This is a genomic window from Mesorhizobium sp. M0522 (assembly GCF_040321085.1).
Taxonomy (GTDB): domain Bacteria; phylum Pseudomonadota; class Alphaproteobacteria; order Rhizobiales; family Rhizobiaceae; genus Mesorhizobium.
Genome location: NZ_JAMYQW010000001.1, coordinates 485,165 through 500,896, shown reverse-complemented (window position 1 = coordinate 500,896; position 15,732 = coordinate 485,165). Strand labels below are relative to the sequence as shown.

The following is a 15,732-nucleotide window of genomic DNA, read 5'->3' as shown; positions in this document are numbered from 1 at the left end:
GTCGGTGCAAACGCCTAGTGCCGCACGGCGATTAGCGGTGGTCCGGTCGGCCGGAGGGTGTTGCCTCGTCCTCGAAGTGGGATGGCTACCTCGATCGACAAACACCCGGAGCTTTCTGAATGGATGACGGGCCGAAAACAATGAAGATCGAATGACGTCTACGCCATAGCCACGCAATTTCACGCTACTCGCGGTGCAAGGAGGCTTGACTGCCATCCTACCAGAAGGTAGGTAAAAGCATGAGCAACTTGTCTACCACCTCTGATGCCATCCTGGCTTGTGCACGTTCACTGATCGTCGCTGGCGGCTATAACGGTTTCAGTTATGCCGACATTGCTGAAGTGGTCGGGATCCGTAAGGCGAGCATCCATCACCATTTCCCAAGCAAGGTCGATCTGGTTCGGACGCTGGTTGCGCAGTATCGCGAAGAAACTGAAGCGGGGATGGCAAATGTCGAACTTCACGAATCCGATCCGCTCGAACAGTTGCGGATCTATGCCGGGTATTGGGAAGCCTGCATCGCGAACGCCAGCGCCCCGTTTTGTATCTGCGCGCTGTTGGCAAGCGAGCTCCCCGTGCTGCCCGAGGAAGTTGGCCTTGAGGTCCGGGCGCATTTCCGCTCGCTGTCGGCTTGGCTGACATCGGTGATGGAGCGCGGTGCGCGGCACGGCCAATTTCGACTGATGAGTACCCCTCGTGCCGAGGCTGAAGCGTTCATGGCGACCGTTCACGGCGCGATGCTTTCGGCACGGGCCTATGGCGATCCGAAGATATTCGCCGTCGTGACGGGCCCGCTCCTGGAGCGGCTCCGCGCTTCCCCCCGGATACGAGCCTAGATCTCAACTAACCATACTAGCAATCACTCTGCGACGTTCGTCGAGAGTCCCTACCTACTAGTCGAAAGGACGATCCAATGACGGTTCACAGTGGCGATCTTTCCCGCGCCAGCCAGGAACAATGGCTCAAGCTCTATTACTTCGCTCGGACGGCGTTCTCGGCTGTCTGGGTGGCGGCTGCCTTTACGATGGGACAGCATTCCGGGGTGGTCGCGGCGGTGTTACTCGTGGCTTATCCTGCATGGGATGCCTTGGCCAATTTTGTCGACGCATCGCGCAGCGGAGGATTGGGACAGAATCGCACCCAGACCATCAACGTCGTGGTCAGTGTGGCGACAACGCTCGCGGTCGTTTTTGCGCTGAAGATGAGCATGAATTGGGTGCTGGGCGTGTTCGGCCTATGGGCGATCCTGTCCGGCCTGCTTCAACTCGGCACCGCCGTCCGCCGTTGGAAGAGCTCTGGTGCGCAGTGGGCGATGGTCCTGAGCGGAGGGCAATCGGCACTGGCAGGCACGTTTTTCATCGCGCAGGCGCGGATGCCGATGCCGCCATCGATCTCCAACGTGGCCGGCTATGCCGCAGTAGGCGCCCTCTACTTCCTTGTTTCGGCGGTGTGGCTGAGCGTGAGCCAATTGCGGCGGAAGGCTGCATAGGCCCGCGATCTTAAGCCATTACCGGCGCGATGAGAGATGCTGTTACCTATGGGTCCGGAATGGACCATTCCGAAGTGGCGGAGAGGGAGGGATTCGAACCCCCGATGGGCTTGCACCCATGCCGCATTTCGAGTGCGGTGCATTCGACCACTCTGCCACCTCTCCGCGGTCATGGTCCGCCGTTGCCGGCGCGGCGCACTAGATAACGGCTGGACAGGCAGGTTACAAGGGCCAATCTGCCCCGGCACCGCAGCTTCTGTCCGTGCTTCCTTGAGGCTCCGGTGGCCGTTGCTCGATATTTGCAAGGACTGGGCTCAACCCGTTCGCAGCTTGCCCGCGGCGCTTGCCTTGACTCAAGCCGAACCTTCGGTTAGGGACAGCGCGCAATCGGCGTGGAGGGATCTTCCGCGCCGCTTGTTTTTTGAACCCGCAGACTGACAAAAAGACGGCCGAACCGCCTGTGGCGGTTCATCAAGGCCGACCGAACAGCGAAAGGCAAAAAATGTTCGCAGTCATCAAAACGGGCGGCAAGCAGTATCGCGTTGCCGCCAACGATCTCCTGAAGATCGAAAAACTCGAAGCCAATGTCGGCGACATCGTCGAGATCGGTAATGTGCTCGCGCATGGCGAAGGCGAAAACGTCACGTTCGGCGCGCCGTTCGTGGATGGTGCGATGGTCACCGCCGAAGTCGTCGAGCAAGGCAAGAACCGCACCGTCATCGCCTTCAAGAAGCGCCGCCGGCAGAATTCGCGCCGCAAGATCGGCCATCGCCAGCTTTTGACCACCGTCAGGATTGCCGAAATCCTGCTGGGTGGCGCCAAGCCGGCGAAGAAGGCCGCCGCCAAGACCGAAGCGAAGGCCGAAGTTGCAGCCAAGACCGAGGCGAAGGCTGAAGCCGCGCCGAAGGCAGCAGCGAAGGCAGAGGCTGCGCCGAAGAAGGAAGCCAAAGCCGAGACGACCGAGGACAAGGCTGCCGAAGCCGCCGCGCCGTTGTTCAAGGCGCCGAAGGGCGAGCCGGACGACCTGACCGTGATCAAGGGCATCGGCCCGGTCGCCGCCGGCCAGCTCAACGAACAGGGCATCACCACCTTTGCCCAGATCGCCAAGCTGTCCGACAAGGACGTCGCCAAGATCGACGAGCACATGCCGTTCAGCGCCGACCAGATCAAGGACTGGCGCGAGCAGGCCAAGGAATTGGCGAAGAAGTAGAACGAACCGGCGCAATCGGCGCCGGATCGGACTTGAAACGGAACGCGAACGCGTTCATAAGATCGTTTAGGCGCCTCGCGGCGCATCGGAGTAGTTAGATGGCACACAAGAAAGCTGGCGGATCGTCGCGCAATGGTCGCGACTCCCATTCCAAGCGGCTCGGCGTGAAGAAGTTCGGTGGCGAAGCCGTGATTCCGGGCAACATCATCATTCGTCAGCGTGGCACGACGTGGCATCCCGGCACCAATGTCGGCATTGGCACGGACCACACGCTGTTTGCGCTCGAAGCTGGCGCAGTCACCTTCAACAAAAAAGCCAATGGCCGAACCTACGTATCGGTGAACCCGATGACGAAGGCAGCGGAGTAGCCGGTTCCGCACGAGAACACCGGCACCCATCTCGGGACCGGTGTCTGGCCAAGCCAGGAAATGGATCAGGGGAGATGGGTTTCCATCTCCCTTTTTTCTTGCCTGGAGGACTGACATGGTTGCCGAAGCGGAAGCGACAGACGACGAAAGTTACACGATAGATTGCCCGGTGCTCGCGACCGAGCGGCTGGTCATGCGTGCCCCGCGTGAAAGCGACATCGAGCAATTGGTGGCGCTCGCCGACAACCGCCATGTCGCGGAAATGCTGGCTCGCATGCCGCATCCCTATGGCGAGGCGGAGGCACGCGCTTTCCTGGCCATGACGGCATCGCGCCGGGCCGGAATCGCCTATGCGTTGACGCTGGCCGGCACCGAGACCTTCGTCGGCTGTGCCGGGCTCAACACTACGGATCGTGGGCTGGAGCTCGGCTACTGGATCGGCGAGCCGTACTGGAAACGCGGCTACGCGACGGAAGCAGCGCACGCACTGGTCGATCTTGCCTTCCAGAGAACCACGATCCAGGTGCTGCACGCCTCGACCCGGGTTATCAATCCGGCCTCGCGCCGGGTCATCCACAAATGCGGCTTCCAGTATGCCGGCCAGGGCATGCTGAACTCGATCGTTGCCGGTCAGGTGCCGGTCGAGCGCTACCGCCTCGATCGCAAGACCTGGACCAGCCTGCGGAACTGGGTGCATTTTTGATGGATGCGGCTCACGTCATCTCGAGCCAGACCGGCAAGTGGTCCGAACCGGCCGCTTGCCGGTCGACCCACAGGCGCCTCAGCGATTTGGCAAGCGAGGCGCTGGTGAAGACGTAGTCGATGCGCTTGTAGCGGCTGGTATCGCCCGGCCGCTTGGGGTCGACCCAGGTGACGAGATCGGCGCCGGCGGCGCCGAGGCGCGTGGCGGCATCGACGGCGAGGTCAGCGGTCACCGGCATGCCGAATTCATGGTCAGCCTGGCCGGCGAGTTCGACATGTTCCGGCGATCCGGCCAGCATGTTGAAGTCGCCCATGACGACGAAGGCTTCGGGACAAGGCAGGTCCGGCAAGCCGATCTCGGCGACGCCGGAGAGCCCGCCGCCCTCGAGCGGGTATTTCAACAGGCGCTGGCGCAGAAAGCGGATCTGGCTCAGCCGTTCAACCGGGCTGCGGTGGTCGAGATGGGTGGAATAGAAGCGGATCGGACCAAGCGGCGTTTCGATCAGCGCCTCCAGCGCGCCGCGCTGGAAGTTCATCGCCTCGACACTGCGGCTGCGCGGCAAAAGGAGATTGCGCGACAGATGGATCGGCGTCCTCGACAGCACCATGTTGCCGAGCTGGAAGGTGGTCGTGATGGCACGGCCGTTCTCCAGGCGCGAGCCGGCGTCGGCCTCGAAATTGCTGCCGTAGACGACGAAATAGTCGGGCAGCGCCTCGCCGAGCTCGGCCACCATGTCGCGGCCGCCATTCTTCGGGTTGGCGCGGGTGACCTCCTGCAGCGCGATCACGTCGGCGCCGCGCACGGCATCGGCGATACGGCCGACATCATAGCGGGCGTCGAGGCCGACGCCGTAGTGGATATTGTAAGTTACCAGCTTCATTCCGACATCTCGCGCTTGGAAGCCGAGGATCGATTTATGGCAAGGGTCAACCAAATGGTACGCGTCCAGAGCTACGCGCGACGTTACAGTAGCAAAAACGGCCCTCGCCCTTCGACCCGCCTTGGTTTAGAGCAATCCCGCAAAGCCAATAGCAGAAACCATACAATCCGATGAAATTTCTCGATCAAGCCAAGGTCTACATCCGCTCCGGCGACGGCGGCGCCGGTTCGGTGTCGTTCCGGCGCGAAAAGTTCATCGAGTTCGGCGGCCCGGACGGCGGCGACGGCGGTCGCGGCGGCGATGTATGGGTCGAGGCGGTCGATGGGCTGAACACGCTGATCGACTATCGTTACCAGCAGCATTTCAAGGCCAAGACCGGGACGCACGGCATGGGCCGCAACATGACCGGCGCCAAGGGTGCCGACGTAACGCTGAAAGTGCCGGCCGGAACACAGGTCTTTGCCGAGGACAATGAGACGCTGATCTGCGATCTGACGGTCGTCGGCCAGCGCTTTCTGTTGGCCAAGGGCGGCAATGGCGGTTTCGGCAACCAGCACTTCAAGACCTCGACCAACCAGGCGCCGCGCCGCGCCAATCCCGGACTGCCGGGCGAAGAGCTCAACATCTGGCTCAGGCTGAAGCTGATCGCCGATGCCGGCCTTGTCGGGCTGCCCAACGCCGGCAAGTCGACCTTCCTGGCGGCGGTCACCGCGGCCAAGCCGAAGATCGCCGACTATCCCTTCACCACGCTGCATCCGGGCCTTGGCGTGGCCCGCATCGACGGTCGCGAATTCGTCATTGCCGATATTCCGGGCCTGATCGAAGGCGCGCATGAAGGTGTCGGCATCGGCGACCGCTTCCTTGGCCATGTCGAGCGCACGCGTGTCCTTCTGCATCTTGTCTCGGCGCAGGAAGAAAATCCGACCAATGCCTACAAGACCGTGCGTGCCGAGCTCGAAGCCTACGGCAATGGGCTGACCGACAAGGTCGAAATCGTCGCGCTTTCCCAGGTCGACATACTCGATGCCGACGCACGCAAGAAAAAGACCGCCTCGCTGAAACGTGCCGCCGGCCGCGCGCCGATGCTGCTTTCGGCGGTCACCGGCGAAGGCGTCGAGGCGGTGTTGCGCGCGCTGATCGCTGTGGTGGCCGATGCACGCGAGGCTGTCGCTGCGCCGGTCGAGACGCGCTGGAACACATAGCCATGGCCGCGCAATCGCTGAAAAATTATCGGCGCATTGCCGTCAAGATCGGCTCGGCGCTGCTTGTCGACCGCACGACGGGCCTGAAGCGCGACTGGCTGGCCTCGCTTGCGGACGACATCGCCGTGCTGGCCAATGGCGGCGCCGAAATTCTCGTCGTGTCTTCGGGCGCGATTGCACTTGGCCGCACCATTCTCGGCCTCGGCAAGCGGGCGCTGAAGCTCGAGGAGAGTCAGGCGGCGGCCGCCGTCGGGCAAATCGCGCTGGCCGGCGCCTGGTCGGATGCGCTCGGCAAGAATGGCTTGAAATCGGGCCAGATCCTGCTGACGCTCGGCGACACCGAAGAGCGCCGCCGCTATCTCAACGCGCGGGCGACGATTTCGACACTGCTCAAGATGAAGGCGGTGCCGGTCATCAACGAGAACGATACGGTGGCCACCTCCGAAATCCGCTATGGCGACAACGACCGGCTGGCGGCGCGCGTCGCCACCATGATGGGCGCCGACCTTTTGGTGCTGCTCTCCGACGTTGACGGGCTCTACACGGCACCGCCGGCGCGTGACCCGCAAGCTCGATTCATTCAGGTCGTCGACCGCATCACCCCCGACATCGAAGCGATGGCGGGTGCCGCTGCTTCGGAATTGTCGCGCGGCGGCATGCGCACCAAGCTCGACGCCGGCAAGATCGCGACCGCCGCCGGCACCGCCATGATCATCACATCGGGCACGCGGCTGTCGCCGCTGCTGGCAATCGAGCGCGGCGAGCGTGCCACCTTCTTCCGGCCGAGCGCCAATCCGGTCAAGGGCTACAAGACCTGGATCGCCGGGCAGCTCGAACCGGCCGGCCGGCTGACCGTCGATGCCGGCGCCATCGGCGCGCTGCTCTCCGGCAAGTCGCTGCTGCCGGCCGGGGTCAAACTGGTCAGCGGCAATTTTGCGCGTGGCGACACGGTGGCGATCCTGTCGCCCGAGGGCCGCGAGATCGCGCGCGGGCTGGTTGCCTATGATGCCGCTGATGCCGTAAGGATCGCTGGCCTGAAGACGGCCGAGATCGAAACCGTGCTCGGCTACGAGGCGCGTTCGGCGATGATCCACCGCGACGATCTTGTGGTGAGCCATGCCGGTGGCGAGCAAGTAGTCGGTGACCAGGTTACATAGCGGAGGATGAGCCATGCTGACGCTGCATGAAAAATCCCGGGATGATACCGTGGCGCTGATGGCCGATATCGGCCGCCGCGCGCGTGCCGCGGCCCGCCCGCTGGCCATAGCTGCGGCCGAGCGCAAGCACGCGGCGCTGATCGGCATGGCTCAGGCGATCCTTCGGCATGAGCAGGACATCCTCGACGCCAATGCCATCGACATCAGAAATGGCAGGGAGGCTGGCCTATCGGCAGCGTCGATGGATCGGCTGAAGCTCGATCCCGCCCGCATCCGCGCCATGGCAGACGGTATCAGCGAGATCGCCGGGTTACGCGATCCGGTCGGCGATGTCATTGCCGCATGGGACCGGCCGAACGGGTTGCATATCGAACGGGTGCGCACGCCGCTCGGCGTCGTCGGCGTCATCTATGAGAGCCGGCCTAACGTGACCGCCGATGCCGGCGCGCTCTGCCTCAAGGCGGGCAATCCGGTGATCCTGCGCGGCGGCTCGGATTCGGCGAATTCTTCCGCCGCTATCCATGCCTGCCTGGTCGAGGGGCTGAAGGCAGCCGGGCTGCCGGAGGATGCCATACAATTGGTGCCGACCACCGATCGCGCCGCCGTCGGCGAAATGCTGAAAGGACTTTCCGGCAATCTCGAGGTCATCATTCCGCGCGGCGGCCGCAGCCTGGTCGAGCGTGTGCAGAACGAGGCACGGGTGCCGGTCTTCGCGCATCTCGAGGGCATCTGCCATCTCTATATCGACCGATCGGCCGATCTCGACATGGCGGTCAAGATCGCGGTCAATGCCAAGATGCGGCGCACCGGGGTGTGCGGTGCTGCCGAGACGCTGCTGGTCGACCGTGCCGCCGCCGGCACGCACCTGGTGCCGATCCTCGAGGCCTTGCGGGCGGCAGGCTGCGAGATCCATGCCGATGCCGAGGCGCTGAGGCTTTATGCCGATGCCCAGCCCGCGACCGATGCAGACTGGGTGACCGAGTATCTCGATGCCATCATTGCGGTGAAGCTGGTCGACGGCATTGGCGGCGCCATCGAGCATATCGAGACGTTTTCCTCGCATCACACCGAGGCGATCATCGCCGAGGACGCCACAGCGGTCGACCGGTTCTTCAACGAGGTCGATTCGGCGATTCTTCTGCACAACGCCTCGACCCAGTTTGCCGATGGCGGTGAGTTCGGCATGGGCGCCGAGATCGGCATCGCCACCGGCAAGATGCATGCACGCGGGCCGGTCGGCGTCGAGCAACTGACCTCGTTCAAATATCGCGTGCGCGGGTCGGGACAGGTGAGGCCTTGAAACTGTTCTCAGTCAGAGCCTGAGACGTGCGCCCAGCCACCCCCCTCTGTCCTGCCGGACCCGGCCCTTCGCTGTCGCTCCGGGCGTTCGTCGTTCGGAAAGCCAAGCAATTGGCTTTCCGTCCGCTACGCGGACCACGCCTCACCCCCCTCAGGGGGGGAGATTGGCTGTCATTTCTGATTTCGCCAATCGGCGGCGTTGCAAGATTTGCGCCTGCGATGAAGCTGACAATCTCCCCCCTTGAGGAGGAGACGCCCGGCGCGGCAGAGGGGGGTGCTTGACGCATGCTTGCCTTGTCCGAACATGCCATATCCTCCCGCTATCTCAAGATGCCGCATGCCGGGAAAGGCGTGGCGGTCGGGCTGTTCGGCGGTTCGTTCAACCCGCCGCATGCCGGCCATGCGCTGGTCGCCGAGATCGCACTCAGACGCCTTGCGCTCGATCAGCTGTGGTGGATGGTGACGCCCGGCAATCCGCTCAAGAATGCCGGAGACCTGGCGCCGCTGGCCGAGCGGCTGCAGCTATCCGAAAAGATCGCGAAGAACCCGAAGATCAAGGTCACCGCATTCGAGGCGGCCCACCGCGTCCGCTTCACCGCCGACACGCTGGCGCTGGTCAAGGCGCGTAACCCGGGCGTCGATTTTGTCTGGATCATGGGCGCCGACTCGCTTCGCGACTTCCACCGCTGGCAGCGCTGGCGCCGCATCGTGATGACGTTTCCGATCGCGGTGGTCGACCGGCCAGGTGCGACGCTGTCGTTCCTGTCGTCGGTGGTCGCCAAGACCTTCGACTATGCCCGCGTCGACGAAGGCGACGCACCGCGGCTCGCCCGCATGACGGCGCCGGCCTGGACCTTCATCCACGGCCCGCGTTCGTCGCTGTCGTCGAGCGCGATCCGCAAGGTGGCAAAGGGATAGGAGTCTCCTTTTCCCCCTGTGGGTCCCCTTGTGGGAGAAGGTGGCCGAGCGAAGCTCGGTCGGATGAGGGTTGCTGGAATGATCGCTATCTTGAAGAACTAAGCACTTAAAATCCCTCGGTCTTTTTACGCTGCATTTCTTCCAGCACCCCTCATCCGTCTCGGCGCTACGCGCCGATCCACCTTCTCCCACAAGGGGAGAAGGTAAGTCCGGTGATGTCGCTTTTGCCGCTGCCTTGACCTGCTTGATGGGCGATCCTCGGTCATGACGATTCTCGAGCGCGACCAGGACAAGAACGGTCTAGGGCAGCCGGCGCCGTCGATCGCCATTGCCAGCATCCTTTTGTCGATGGCGCTGATCGCCGTCGGCAATGGGCTGATGTTCGCCTATATCCCAGTCCGGCTCGGCGCCGAGGGCTTCGATCCGACATGGGCGGGGCTGATCGTCACCGGCCTTTCGGCTGGCGGCCTCGCCGGCTGCATCCTGACGGGGCCGCTGGTGCGGCGTGTCGGCCATGCCCGCGTGTTCATGGTGCTGTCGGCGCTGATCGTGCTGTCCAACGCCGCCGTCGGCGCCGGGCCGCACCCATTGCCATGGATCGCTGCACGGGCACTCTACGGCTTTGCCATATGCGGCCTGTTCATTGTCGCGCAGAGCTGGCTGAACGATGTCGTCGCCAACGCCATCCGCGGCCGGGTCATGGCTATCTTCTACGTTGCCTATGTCGCCGGACTGGGCGTCGGCTACTCGACGCTGGCGTTGATCGATATCCGCGCGGCCGACGCGCCGCTGATCGGCATTGCCTTCACCGCGCTGTCGATCCTTCCCGTCGGGCTGACGCGGCTTGCGCAGCCGCCGGCGCCGCAAGCGGCGTCCGTGGCGCTTGGCCGCGCCTGGCGGATCTCCCCGGTCGGCGTTGCCGGTATGCTTGCCGTCGGCGGCCTGTCGATGACGATCTCGGGTTTTGCGCCGATCCATGCCACGGCCAAGGGCTACAGCCAGGCCGACGTCGCCTTGCTGCTTTCGGCAATGCCGGTCGGCACGCTGATCCTGCAGATTCCGCTCGGCTGGATTTCCGACCGCACCGACCGGCGCTTTGTGCTGATCGCGGCGTCGGCGCTTGCCGCCGCGGCGGGCCTGTTTGCCCTCGGTTTCGACGGCGGCGCGCTGGCGGCGCTGCTCGTCATCTATGTGGTCTGGGACGGCGCCTCGGAATCGATCTATTCGCTTGCCAGCGCCCATGCCGGCGACCGCGCCGGCAAGGACGACATGGTGGCGTTGTCGAGCTCGCTTTTGTTTGCCTGGTCGCTATCCGGCTTCGTCGTACCCGGCATTGTGACCGGACTTTCCGCCGTCTACGGCACGCAGGCCTTCATCTATGTGGCAATCGTCATTGCCACCACCTACTGCCTGTTCGTTCTCTGGCGCGTCGTCATGGTCCGGCCGGTGCCCGCCACCGAGACCGGCAGTTTCGCGCCAATGACGGCGCAGGCGCCGTTGCCTGTCGATCTCGCCTTCGCGCCCGAAGATCAGCGCGGGCGCGGAGAGCTTTGAGGGCCATCTGCCGGCCGGGTTCAAATGCTCTATTGCTGCGTGGCTGAGGCCTCCGGCTGCGGCACTTGCGGCGCCGGTGCCGGGATTGAAAGGCCTTCGGCATCGAACGCTTGCTTGACGCTCTTGGTGAGGTCGATCTGGGCGGCGAAGAAATCGGCAGCCGCCGTCCAGTAGCGCAAGGTGATGGCGACGGTGCTGTCGCCGACGGTCGCGACAAAGGCGATCGGCGCCGGCTGCCGCCTGACGCGCCGGTCGGCGGCGGCGACACCGAGCATGGTCTTCTGCGCAAAATCGATGTCGTTCCAGGAGCCGATGCTGAGCGTGATGTCGCCGCGGCGCACACCGTTGCGGGTGAAATTGCGGACCGGCTGGTTCCACAGGGTCGAGTTGGGTGCAAGCACGTAGACGCCTTCGACCGTCCTCAGCGTTGTGGCAAACAGCCCGATCTCCTCGACGGTGCCGGATATCGCGCCGACTTCGACATATTCGCCGATGCGGAACGGCCGCAGCGCCAGGAGCATGATGCCGGCGGCAATGTTCTGCAGCGTGCCTTGCAGCGCCAGGCCGATGGCCAGGCCGGCGGCACCGATAGCGGCAATGATCGAAGCCGTCTGCACGCCGAACTGGCCGAGAACCATGATCACGACCAGTCCCAGGATGGCGTAGCGGACGACCTGCGAGAAGAAATGGCGGAGCGTTTCGTCGAAGCCGCTGATATGGCCGAGGCCGGCATAGATCGAACGCTCGGCGAGGCCGGCGACGATGTAGCCGATGACCAGCAGGATGACGGCGCCGACCGCCGAAAGCGAGTAGGAGACGATCAGCGTGCTGAGTTGCGCCAGGCCGGATTGCACGGTGAGGAGGGCGTTCTGGGGATCGATCGGCATGTCGGGATTCCGGTTCGTGGATGAGCCGATAACCGCTGCGGGGCGAGGCGGTTCCGATTTTCTGGCCCGAAAAGCCGGATATTCGGCCGCTGCCGGGTGCCTGCTTGCGAGCGGTGTCTTGAAACTGCAACCTAACTCTGCCTATCTAAGCAGTGTCACCTGATTTCAGAGGTGATTTGGTTGTTCTTGCTGCGAAAGGAAATACACTGAGAACAGCACTGCGGAAGAAGGCCGACATCGTGCCTTCGCCGGCCGGGATCAGCGTAAACGACGCCGTGTCCCGCGCCATCAAGACAGTCCTTGCCAGTCTGGAAGACTCCAAGGCCGAAAACATCGTCTCAATCGATATTCAGGGGAAATCGAGCCTCGGCGACTACATGGTCGTCGCATCGGGCCGATCGCACCGTCATGTCTCGGCTGTTGCCGATCATCTCCTCAAGGCGCTGAAGGATGCCGGGCTCGGCACGGCGCGCGTCGAGGGGCTGGCTGGCGCCGACTGGGTCCTGATCGATTCGGGCGACATCATCGTCCATGTCTTCCGTCCCGAGGTCCGCGACTTCTACAATCTCGAAAAGATGTGGCAGGCGCCCGATCTCGAGGAGGAGACCCTCCACTGAGCCGTATTCGTCTTGATGTATGTCGTTGTTCGACATGCATCAGCGGCTCTTCGAGGCAGGGATGAAGATTACGGTTCATGCCGTGGGCCGAATGAAAGCCGGCCCCGAGAAGCAGTTGGCCGACCGCTATTTCGAGCGTTTTGCCAGGAGCGGTCCTGCCGTAGGCTTCGAATTCGCCGGGATCGTCGAGATTGCGGAAGGTCGCGCGCAGACGGCCAATGAGCGCCGGCGCGAGGAAGGCCAGAAGCTGCAGACGCACTTGCAACCGGGCACGGCGCTGATGCTGCTGGATGAGCGCGGCAAGAACCTTTCCTCCGAGGATTTCGCCGGCCGCATAGGTTCGCTGCGCGATGGCGGGCGCAAGGCGCTGGTGATCGCCATTGGCGGCGCCGACGGCCATGACCAGTCACTGCGCGACCTGGCTGATCTGACGGTGTCGCTCGGCGCGCTGACCTGGCCGCATCAGCTGGTCCGCGTGATGCTGGGCGAGCAGCTTTACCGGGCGGCCACGATCCTTTCCGGTCACCCCTACCATCGTTCATGAAGTCGGCTCCGTCGGCGAATTGATGCCAGCCGCCCGGATTTTTGCCCCAATGCTCATCGACAGTTTGGGCTCATGGGGTTTGCGGATGGCGGCCGGGGCTCGAACATGGTTGATGGTTCGTTAACGAAGCCGCGCATAGAGTTAGGCTTCAATGTCTGAAGACCGGAAATCACGAATGGGCTCCTGGCGCGTGCGCTACGGCATCGCCGTGGCGACGATCGCGCTTTCGCTCGGCGTCGCGCGGGCCGAGAACACGCTCGACCTGGCGCCCGACCCGGACCAGAGCCGCGCCGAATACGAAAAAGTATCGAAAGAGATCACGCTGTCGTCCGAGCGGCTGGCCAAGCTCGCCGCCGACATAGCGGCTGTCAAGAAGGACCACGCCTCGATCACCGCGGCGCTGATCCAGTCGGCGATGACCGAGCAGAAGCTCGGCCAGGACATCGAGGACATTGGCGGCAAGCTGGAAGGGCTGAAGGCGCAGGAGCAGAAGATCCGCGCCTCACTGGCCGCCAGACGCGACGTTCTGGCCGAAGTGCTCGGCGCGCTGCAGCGCATGGGGCTCAATCCGCCGCCGGCGATCCTGGTCAAGCCGGAGGACGCATTGTCGTCGGTGCGCAGCGCCATCCTGCTCGGTGCCGTGGTGCCGGAACTGCGCCAGCAGACCGACATGTTGCTGGCCGACCTCAAGGAGCAGTCGCGGGTGACGGCCTCGATCGAGGCCGAACGGGCGCGGCTGACGGCAGCTGTCGGCGAGCAGGCGGCGGAAAAAAAGCGGCTCGGCATGCTGCTCGAAGCCAAGCAGAAGCTCGCCGCCGATACGCAAACCGCGCTGGCCGCCGAAAAGCAGCGGTCCGCGACGCTGGCGGCCAAGGCCGGCAGCCTGAAAGAACTGATCGCCTCGCTCGAGGCCGACAGAGCCCGCAAGGCGGCGGATGCGGCCAAGGCAGCCGAGCAAAAGACGGCCGACGCCGACAAGGGCCCGGCATCGGCTGCGGCGCCGACGGAATTGGCCTCGCTGCCGGTGCCGGAGAGCAACAGGCTCACCGCTGCCGCGCCGTTTTCCGCGCTTCAAGGGCAGATCGCGCTGCCGGTCACCGGCAGGATCAAGCGGCGCTTCGGCGCCAACGATGGTAACGGCGCGGTGATGCTCGGTGACATGGTTGCGACACAATCGGGAGCCATCGTCACAGCGCCGGCGGATGGAAATGTGCTTTATGCGGGGCCTTTCCGCTCTTACGGTCAACTCTTGATCCTGAATGCGGGTGACGGCTATCATGTCGTCCTGGCGGGGATGAGCAGAATCAGCGTCGCGTCTGGCCAGTCGGTGCTCGCAGGTGAGCCGGTCGGCGCGATGGGAGAGGCCCGGGTGGCGAGCACCTCGGCATCGAAGAATGGAAATGCCACGCCGGAGCTCTATGTCGAGTTCCGCAAGGATGGAAAACCCGTCGATCCGGCCCCATGGTGGGCGGACCGTTTTTCTGGAAGGACGTGAATGATGCGGAAACTGTCGCTTCTGTTTGCCGGTGCGCTGATGGGTGCATCGGCGATGAGCCTGGTCTATGGCGCGCCCGGCTCGACAGCGAAGGCTGCGGGCTCCGAGACCTATAAGCAACTGGCGATCTTCGGCGATATCTTCGAACGGGTACGGGCGAATTATGTGACGCCGCCCGACGACAAGTCGCTGGTTGAAAATGCCATCAACGGCATGCTGTCGTCGCTCGACCCACACTCCTCCTACATGAATGCCGAAGAAGCGCAGGACATGCGCGTGCAGACCAAGGGCGAATTCGGCGGCCTCGGCATCGAGGTCACCATGGAGAACGACCTGGTCAAGGTGATCACGCCGATCGACGATACGCCGGCCGCCAAGGCAGGCGTGCTCGCCGGCGACTATATCGCCAAGATCGACGGCGAGGAGGTCCGCGGCCTGACGCTCAACGACGCTGTCGAGAAGATGCGCGGGCTGGTCAATACGCCGATCAAGCTCACCATCCTGCGCCAGGGCGCCGACAAGCCGATCGAACTGACCGTCGTGCGCGATATCATCAAGGTCAAGGCGGTCAAGTTCCGGGTCGAAAACGACATCGGCTACATGAAGATCACCTCCTTTACCGAAAAAACCTATGACGACCTCGAGAATGCCATCGACACCATCAAGAAGCAGGTGCCGAACGACAAGCTCAAGGGCTACGTGCTCGACCTGCGCCTCAATCCGGGCGGTTTGCTCGACCAGGCGGTGAGCGTGTCGGATGCCTTCCTCGACCGTGGCGAGATCGTCTCGACGCGCGGCCGCGACCCGAAGGACGTCACCCGCTTCGACGCGCGGGCCGGCGACGACATCGGCGGCAAGCCGCTGATCGTGCTCGTCAATGGCGGCTCGGCCAGCGCATCGGAAATCGTTGCCGGCGCGCTGCAGGATCTGCGCCGCGCCACCGTGGTCGGCACGCAGTCCTTCGGCAAGGGTTCGGTGCAGACCATCATTCCGCTCGGCGAGAACGGGGCACTGCGGTTGACGACGGCGCTCTATTACACGCCGTCCGGCAAGTCGATCCAGGGCAAGGGCATCACGCCCGACATCAAGGTCGACCAGCCGCTGCCGGCGGAACTGCAGGGCAGGGACCTGACGCGCGGCGAATCGGACCTCAAGGGCCATATCAAGGGCGCCGACGAAAGCACGACCGGTTCGGGCTCGGCCGCCTATGTGCCGCCGGAACCCAAGGACGATTTGCAGCTCATCTATGCCGAGCAACTGCTGCGCGGCCAGAAGACCGATCCGGCGTTCCCGCCGAATCCGCAAAAGGCCGTGTTGAACCAGTAAGGGCGGGCAAGCCGGGCCAAACAGGTCTGGCTGCCTGAGCGAAGCGATGCGATGCTGCCGGGGCCGCGAGGCTCCGGCAGTTT

General features: G+C 63.9%; 16 protein-coding genes and 1 tRNA gene. 14 read left to right on the top strand and 3 right to left on the bottom strand.

What is annotated here, in order from left to right; all coding sequences use genetic code 11:
* The first annotated feature begins 239 nt into the window (after positions 1–239).
* Both NKI58_RS02580 and NKI58_RS02575 read left to right on the top strand, forming a co-directional pair.
* On the top strand, positions 240–836 hold the full coding sequence (locus tag NKI58_RS02580) for a TetR/AcrR family transcriptional regulator (protein ID WP_352783036.1): 597 nt from the start codon (positions 240–242) through the stop codon (positions 834–836).
* Between the two features lie 77 nt (positions 837–913).
* Complete coding sequence (locus NKI58_RS02575; protein WP_352636892.1) at positions 914–1,489, top strand: DUF308 domain-containing protein; 576 nt, start codon at positions 914–916, stop codon at positions 1,487–1,489.
* 75 nt (positions 1,490–1,564) lie between these two features.
* Here the strand turns inward: NKI58_RS02575 and NKI58_RS02570 are convergent.
* A tRNA-Ser gene (locus NKI58_RS02570) sits at positions 1,565–1,654 on the bottom strand.
* Between the two features lie 337 nt (positions 1,655–1,991).
* Between NKI58_RS02570 and NKI58_RS02565 the strand changes: the two genes are divergently transcribed.
* The 3 genes from NKI58_RS02565 (at position 1,992) to NKI58_RS02555 (ending at position 3,770) form a co-directional block, all read left to right on the top strand.
* Complete coding sequence (locus NKI58_RS02565) at positions 1,992–2,699, top strand: 50S ribosomal protein L21 (RefSeq protein ID WP_352450883.1); 708 nt, start codon at positions 1,992–1,994, stop codon at positions 2,697–2,699.
* 98 nt (positions 2,700–2,797) lie between these two features.
* Entirely contained in the window at positions 2,798–3,067 is a 270-nt protein-coding gene (gene rpmA / locus NKI58_RS02560; RefSeq protein ID WP_023678077.1) for a 50S ribosomal protein L27, read from the top strand.
* Positions 3,068–3,182: 115 nt separating this feature from the next.
* Positions 3,183–3,770 (top strand): GNAT family N-acetyltransferase, encoded by a 588-nt coding sequence (locus NKI58_RS02555; protein ID WP_352471260.1) that lies wholly within the window; start codon positions 3,183–3,185, stop codon positions 3,768–3,770.
* Between the two features lie 10 nt (positions 3,771–3,780).
* Here the strand turns inward: NKI58_RS02555 and NKI58_RS02550 are convergent, their stop codons facing one another.
* Positions 3,781–4,650: an endonuclease/exonuclease/phosphatase family protein gene (locus tag NKI58_RS02550; protein WP_352574637.1), complete on the bottom strand. Its 870-nt coding sequence runs from the start codon at positions 4,648–4,650 to the stop codon at positions 3,781–3,783.
* A 170-nt stretch (positions 4,651–4,820) separates the two neighbouring features.
* On the opposite strand from NKI58_RS02550, the gene obgE reads away from it, so the two are divergent.
* From obgE to NKI58_RS02525, 5 genes are all read left to right on the top strand, one after another.
* Entirely contained in the window at positions 4,821–5,852 is a 1,032-nt protein-coding gene (gene obgE / locus NKI58_RS02545; protein ID WP_352783040.1) for a GTPase ObgE, read from the top strand.
* A 2-nt stretch (positions 5,853–5,854) separates the two neighbouring features.
* Positions 5,855–7,009 carry a glutamate 5-kinase gene (gene proB, locus NKI58_RS02540; RefSeq protein ID WP_352454943.1) on the top strand — a complete coding sequence of 385 codons (1,155 nt, stop codon included), beginning with the start codon at positions 5,855–5,857 and terminating at the stop codon, positions 7,007–7,009.
* A 13-nt stretch (positions 7,010–7,022) separates the two neighbouring features.
* Positions 7,023–8,309: a glutamate-5-semialdehyde dehydrogenase gene (locus tag NKI58_RS02535; RefSeq protein WP_352574641.1), complete on the top strand. Its 1,287-nt coding sequence runs from the start codon at positions 7,023–7,025 to the stop codon at positions 8,307–8,309.
* A 329-nt stretch (positions 8,310–8,638) separates the two neighbouring features.
* Positions 8,639–9,226: a nicotinate-nucleotide adenylyltransferase gene (locus tag NKI58_RS02530; protein WP_031212055.1), complete on the top strand. Its 588-nt coding sequence runs from the start codon at positions 8,639–8,641 to the stop codon at positions 9,224–9,226.
* A 264-nt stretch (positions 9,227–9,490) separates the two neighbouring features.
* A complete protein-coding gene (locus NKI58_RS02525) occupies positions 9,491–10,780 on the top strand; it encodes an MFS transporter (protein ID WP_352826486.1) in 1,290 nt (429 codons plus the stop codon).
* Between the two features lie 29 nt (positions 10,781–10,809).
* On the opposite strand, the gene NKI58_RS02520 is transcribed toward NKI58_RS02525, so the two are convergent.
* Positions 10,810–11,667: a mechanosensitive ion channel family protein gene (locus tag NKI58_RS02520; RefSeq protein ID WP_023678069.1), complete on the bottom strand. Its 858-nt coding sequence runs from the start codon at positions 11,665–11,667 to the stop codon at positions 10,810–10,812.
* Between the two features lie 239 nt (positions 11,668–11,906).
* On the opposite strand from NKI58_RS02520, the gene rsfS reads away from it, so the two are divergent.
* From rsfS to NKI58_RS02500, 4 genes are all read left to right on the top strand, one after another.
* On the top strand, positions 11,907–12,284 hold the full coding sequence (gene rsfS, locus NKI58_RS02515; RefSeq protein ID WP_023678068.1) for a ribosome silencing factor: 378 nt from the start codon (positions 11,907–11,909) through the stop codon (positions 12,282–12,284).
* Positions 12,285–12,345: 61 nt separating this feature from the next.
* Entirely contained in the window at positions 12,346–12,828 is a 483-nt protein-coding gene (gene rlmH, locus NKI58_RS02510) for a 23S rRNA (pseudouridine(1915)-N(3))-methyltransferase RlmH (RefSeq protein ID WP_352574644.1), read from the top strand.
* A gap of 151 nt (positions 12,829–12,979) precedes the next feature.
* Positions 12,980–14,323 carry a murein hydrolase activator EnvC family protein gene (locus tag NKI58_RS02505; RefSeq protein WP_502898804.1) on the top strand — a complete coding sequence of 448 codons (1,344 nt, stop codon included), beginning with the start codon at positions 12,980–12,982 and terminating at the stop codon, positions 14,321–14,323.
* Positions 14,324–15,649: a S41 family peptidase gene (locus NKI58_RS02500; RefSeq protein ID WP_023678065.1), complete on the top strand. Its 1,326-nt coding sequence runs from the start codon at positions 14,324–14,326 to the stop codon at positions 15,647–15,649.
* Positions 15,650–15,732 lie beyond the last annotated feature (83 nt).

Coding starts and splice junctions, on each gene's coding strand:
- proB (WP_352454943.1), top strand. CDS start 5,855: ATGGCCGCGCAATCGCTGAAAAATTATCGGCGCATTGCCGTCAAGATC.
- NKI58_RS02565 (WP_352450883.1), top strand. CDS start 1,992: ATGTTCGCAGTCATCAAAACGGGCGGCAAGCAGTATCGCGTTGCCGCC.
- NKI58_RS02580 (WP_352783036.1), top strand. CDS start 240: ATGAGCAACTTGTCTACCACCTCTGATGCCATCCTGGCTTGTGCACGT.
- NKI58_RS02535 (WP_352574641.1), top strand. CDS start 7,023: ATGCTGACGCTGCATGAAAAATCCCGGGATGATACCGTGGCGCTGATG.
- NKI58_RS02575 (WP_352636892.1), top strand. CDS start 914: ATGACGGTTCACAGTGGCGATCTTTCCCGCGCCAGCCAGGAACAATGG.
- NKI58_RS02555 (WP_352471260.1), top strand. CDS start 3,183: ATGGTTGCCGAAGCGGAAGCGACAGACGACGAAAGTTACACGATAGAT.
- NKI58_RS02500 (WP_023678065.1), top strand. CDS start 14,324: ATGATGCGGAAACTGTCGCTTCTGTTTGCCGGTGCGCTGATGGGTGCA.
- NKI58_RS02530 (WP_031212055.1), top strand. CDS start 8,639: ATGCCGCATGCCGGGAAAGGCGTGGCGGTCGGGCTGTTCGGCGGTTCG.
- NKI58_RS02520 (WP_023678069.1), bottom strand. CDS start 11,667: ATGCCGATCGATCCCCAGAACGCCCTCCTCACCGTGCAATCCGGCCTG.
- rlmH (WP_352574644.1), top strand. CDS start 12,346: ATGAAGATTACGGTTCATGCCGTGGGCCGAATGAAAGCCGGCCCCGAG.
- NKI58_RS02550 (WP_352574637.1), bottom strand. CDS start 4,650: ATGAAGCTGGTAACTTACAATATCCACTACGGCGTCGGCCTCGACGCC.
- obgE (WP_352783040.1), top strand. CDS start 4,821: ATGAAATTTCTCGATCAAGCCAAGGTCTACATCCGCTCCGGCGACGGC.
- NKI58_RS02505 (WP_502898804.1), top strand. CDS start 12,980: ATGTCTGAAGACCGGAAATCACGAATGGGCTCCTGGCGCGTGCGCTAC.
- rpmA (WP_023678077.1), top strand. CDS start 2,798: ATGGCACACAAGAAAGCTGGCGGATCGTCGCGCAATGGTCGCGACTCC.
- NKI58_RS02525 (WP_352826486.1), top strand. CDS start 9,491: ATGACGATTCTCGAGCGCGACCAGGACAAGAACGGTCTAGGGCAGCCG.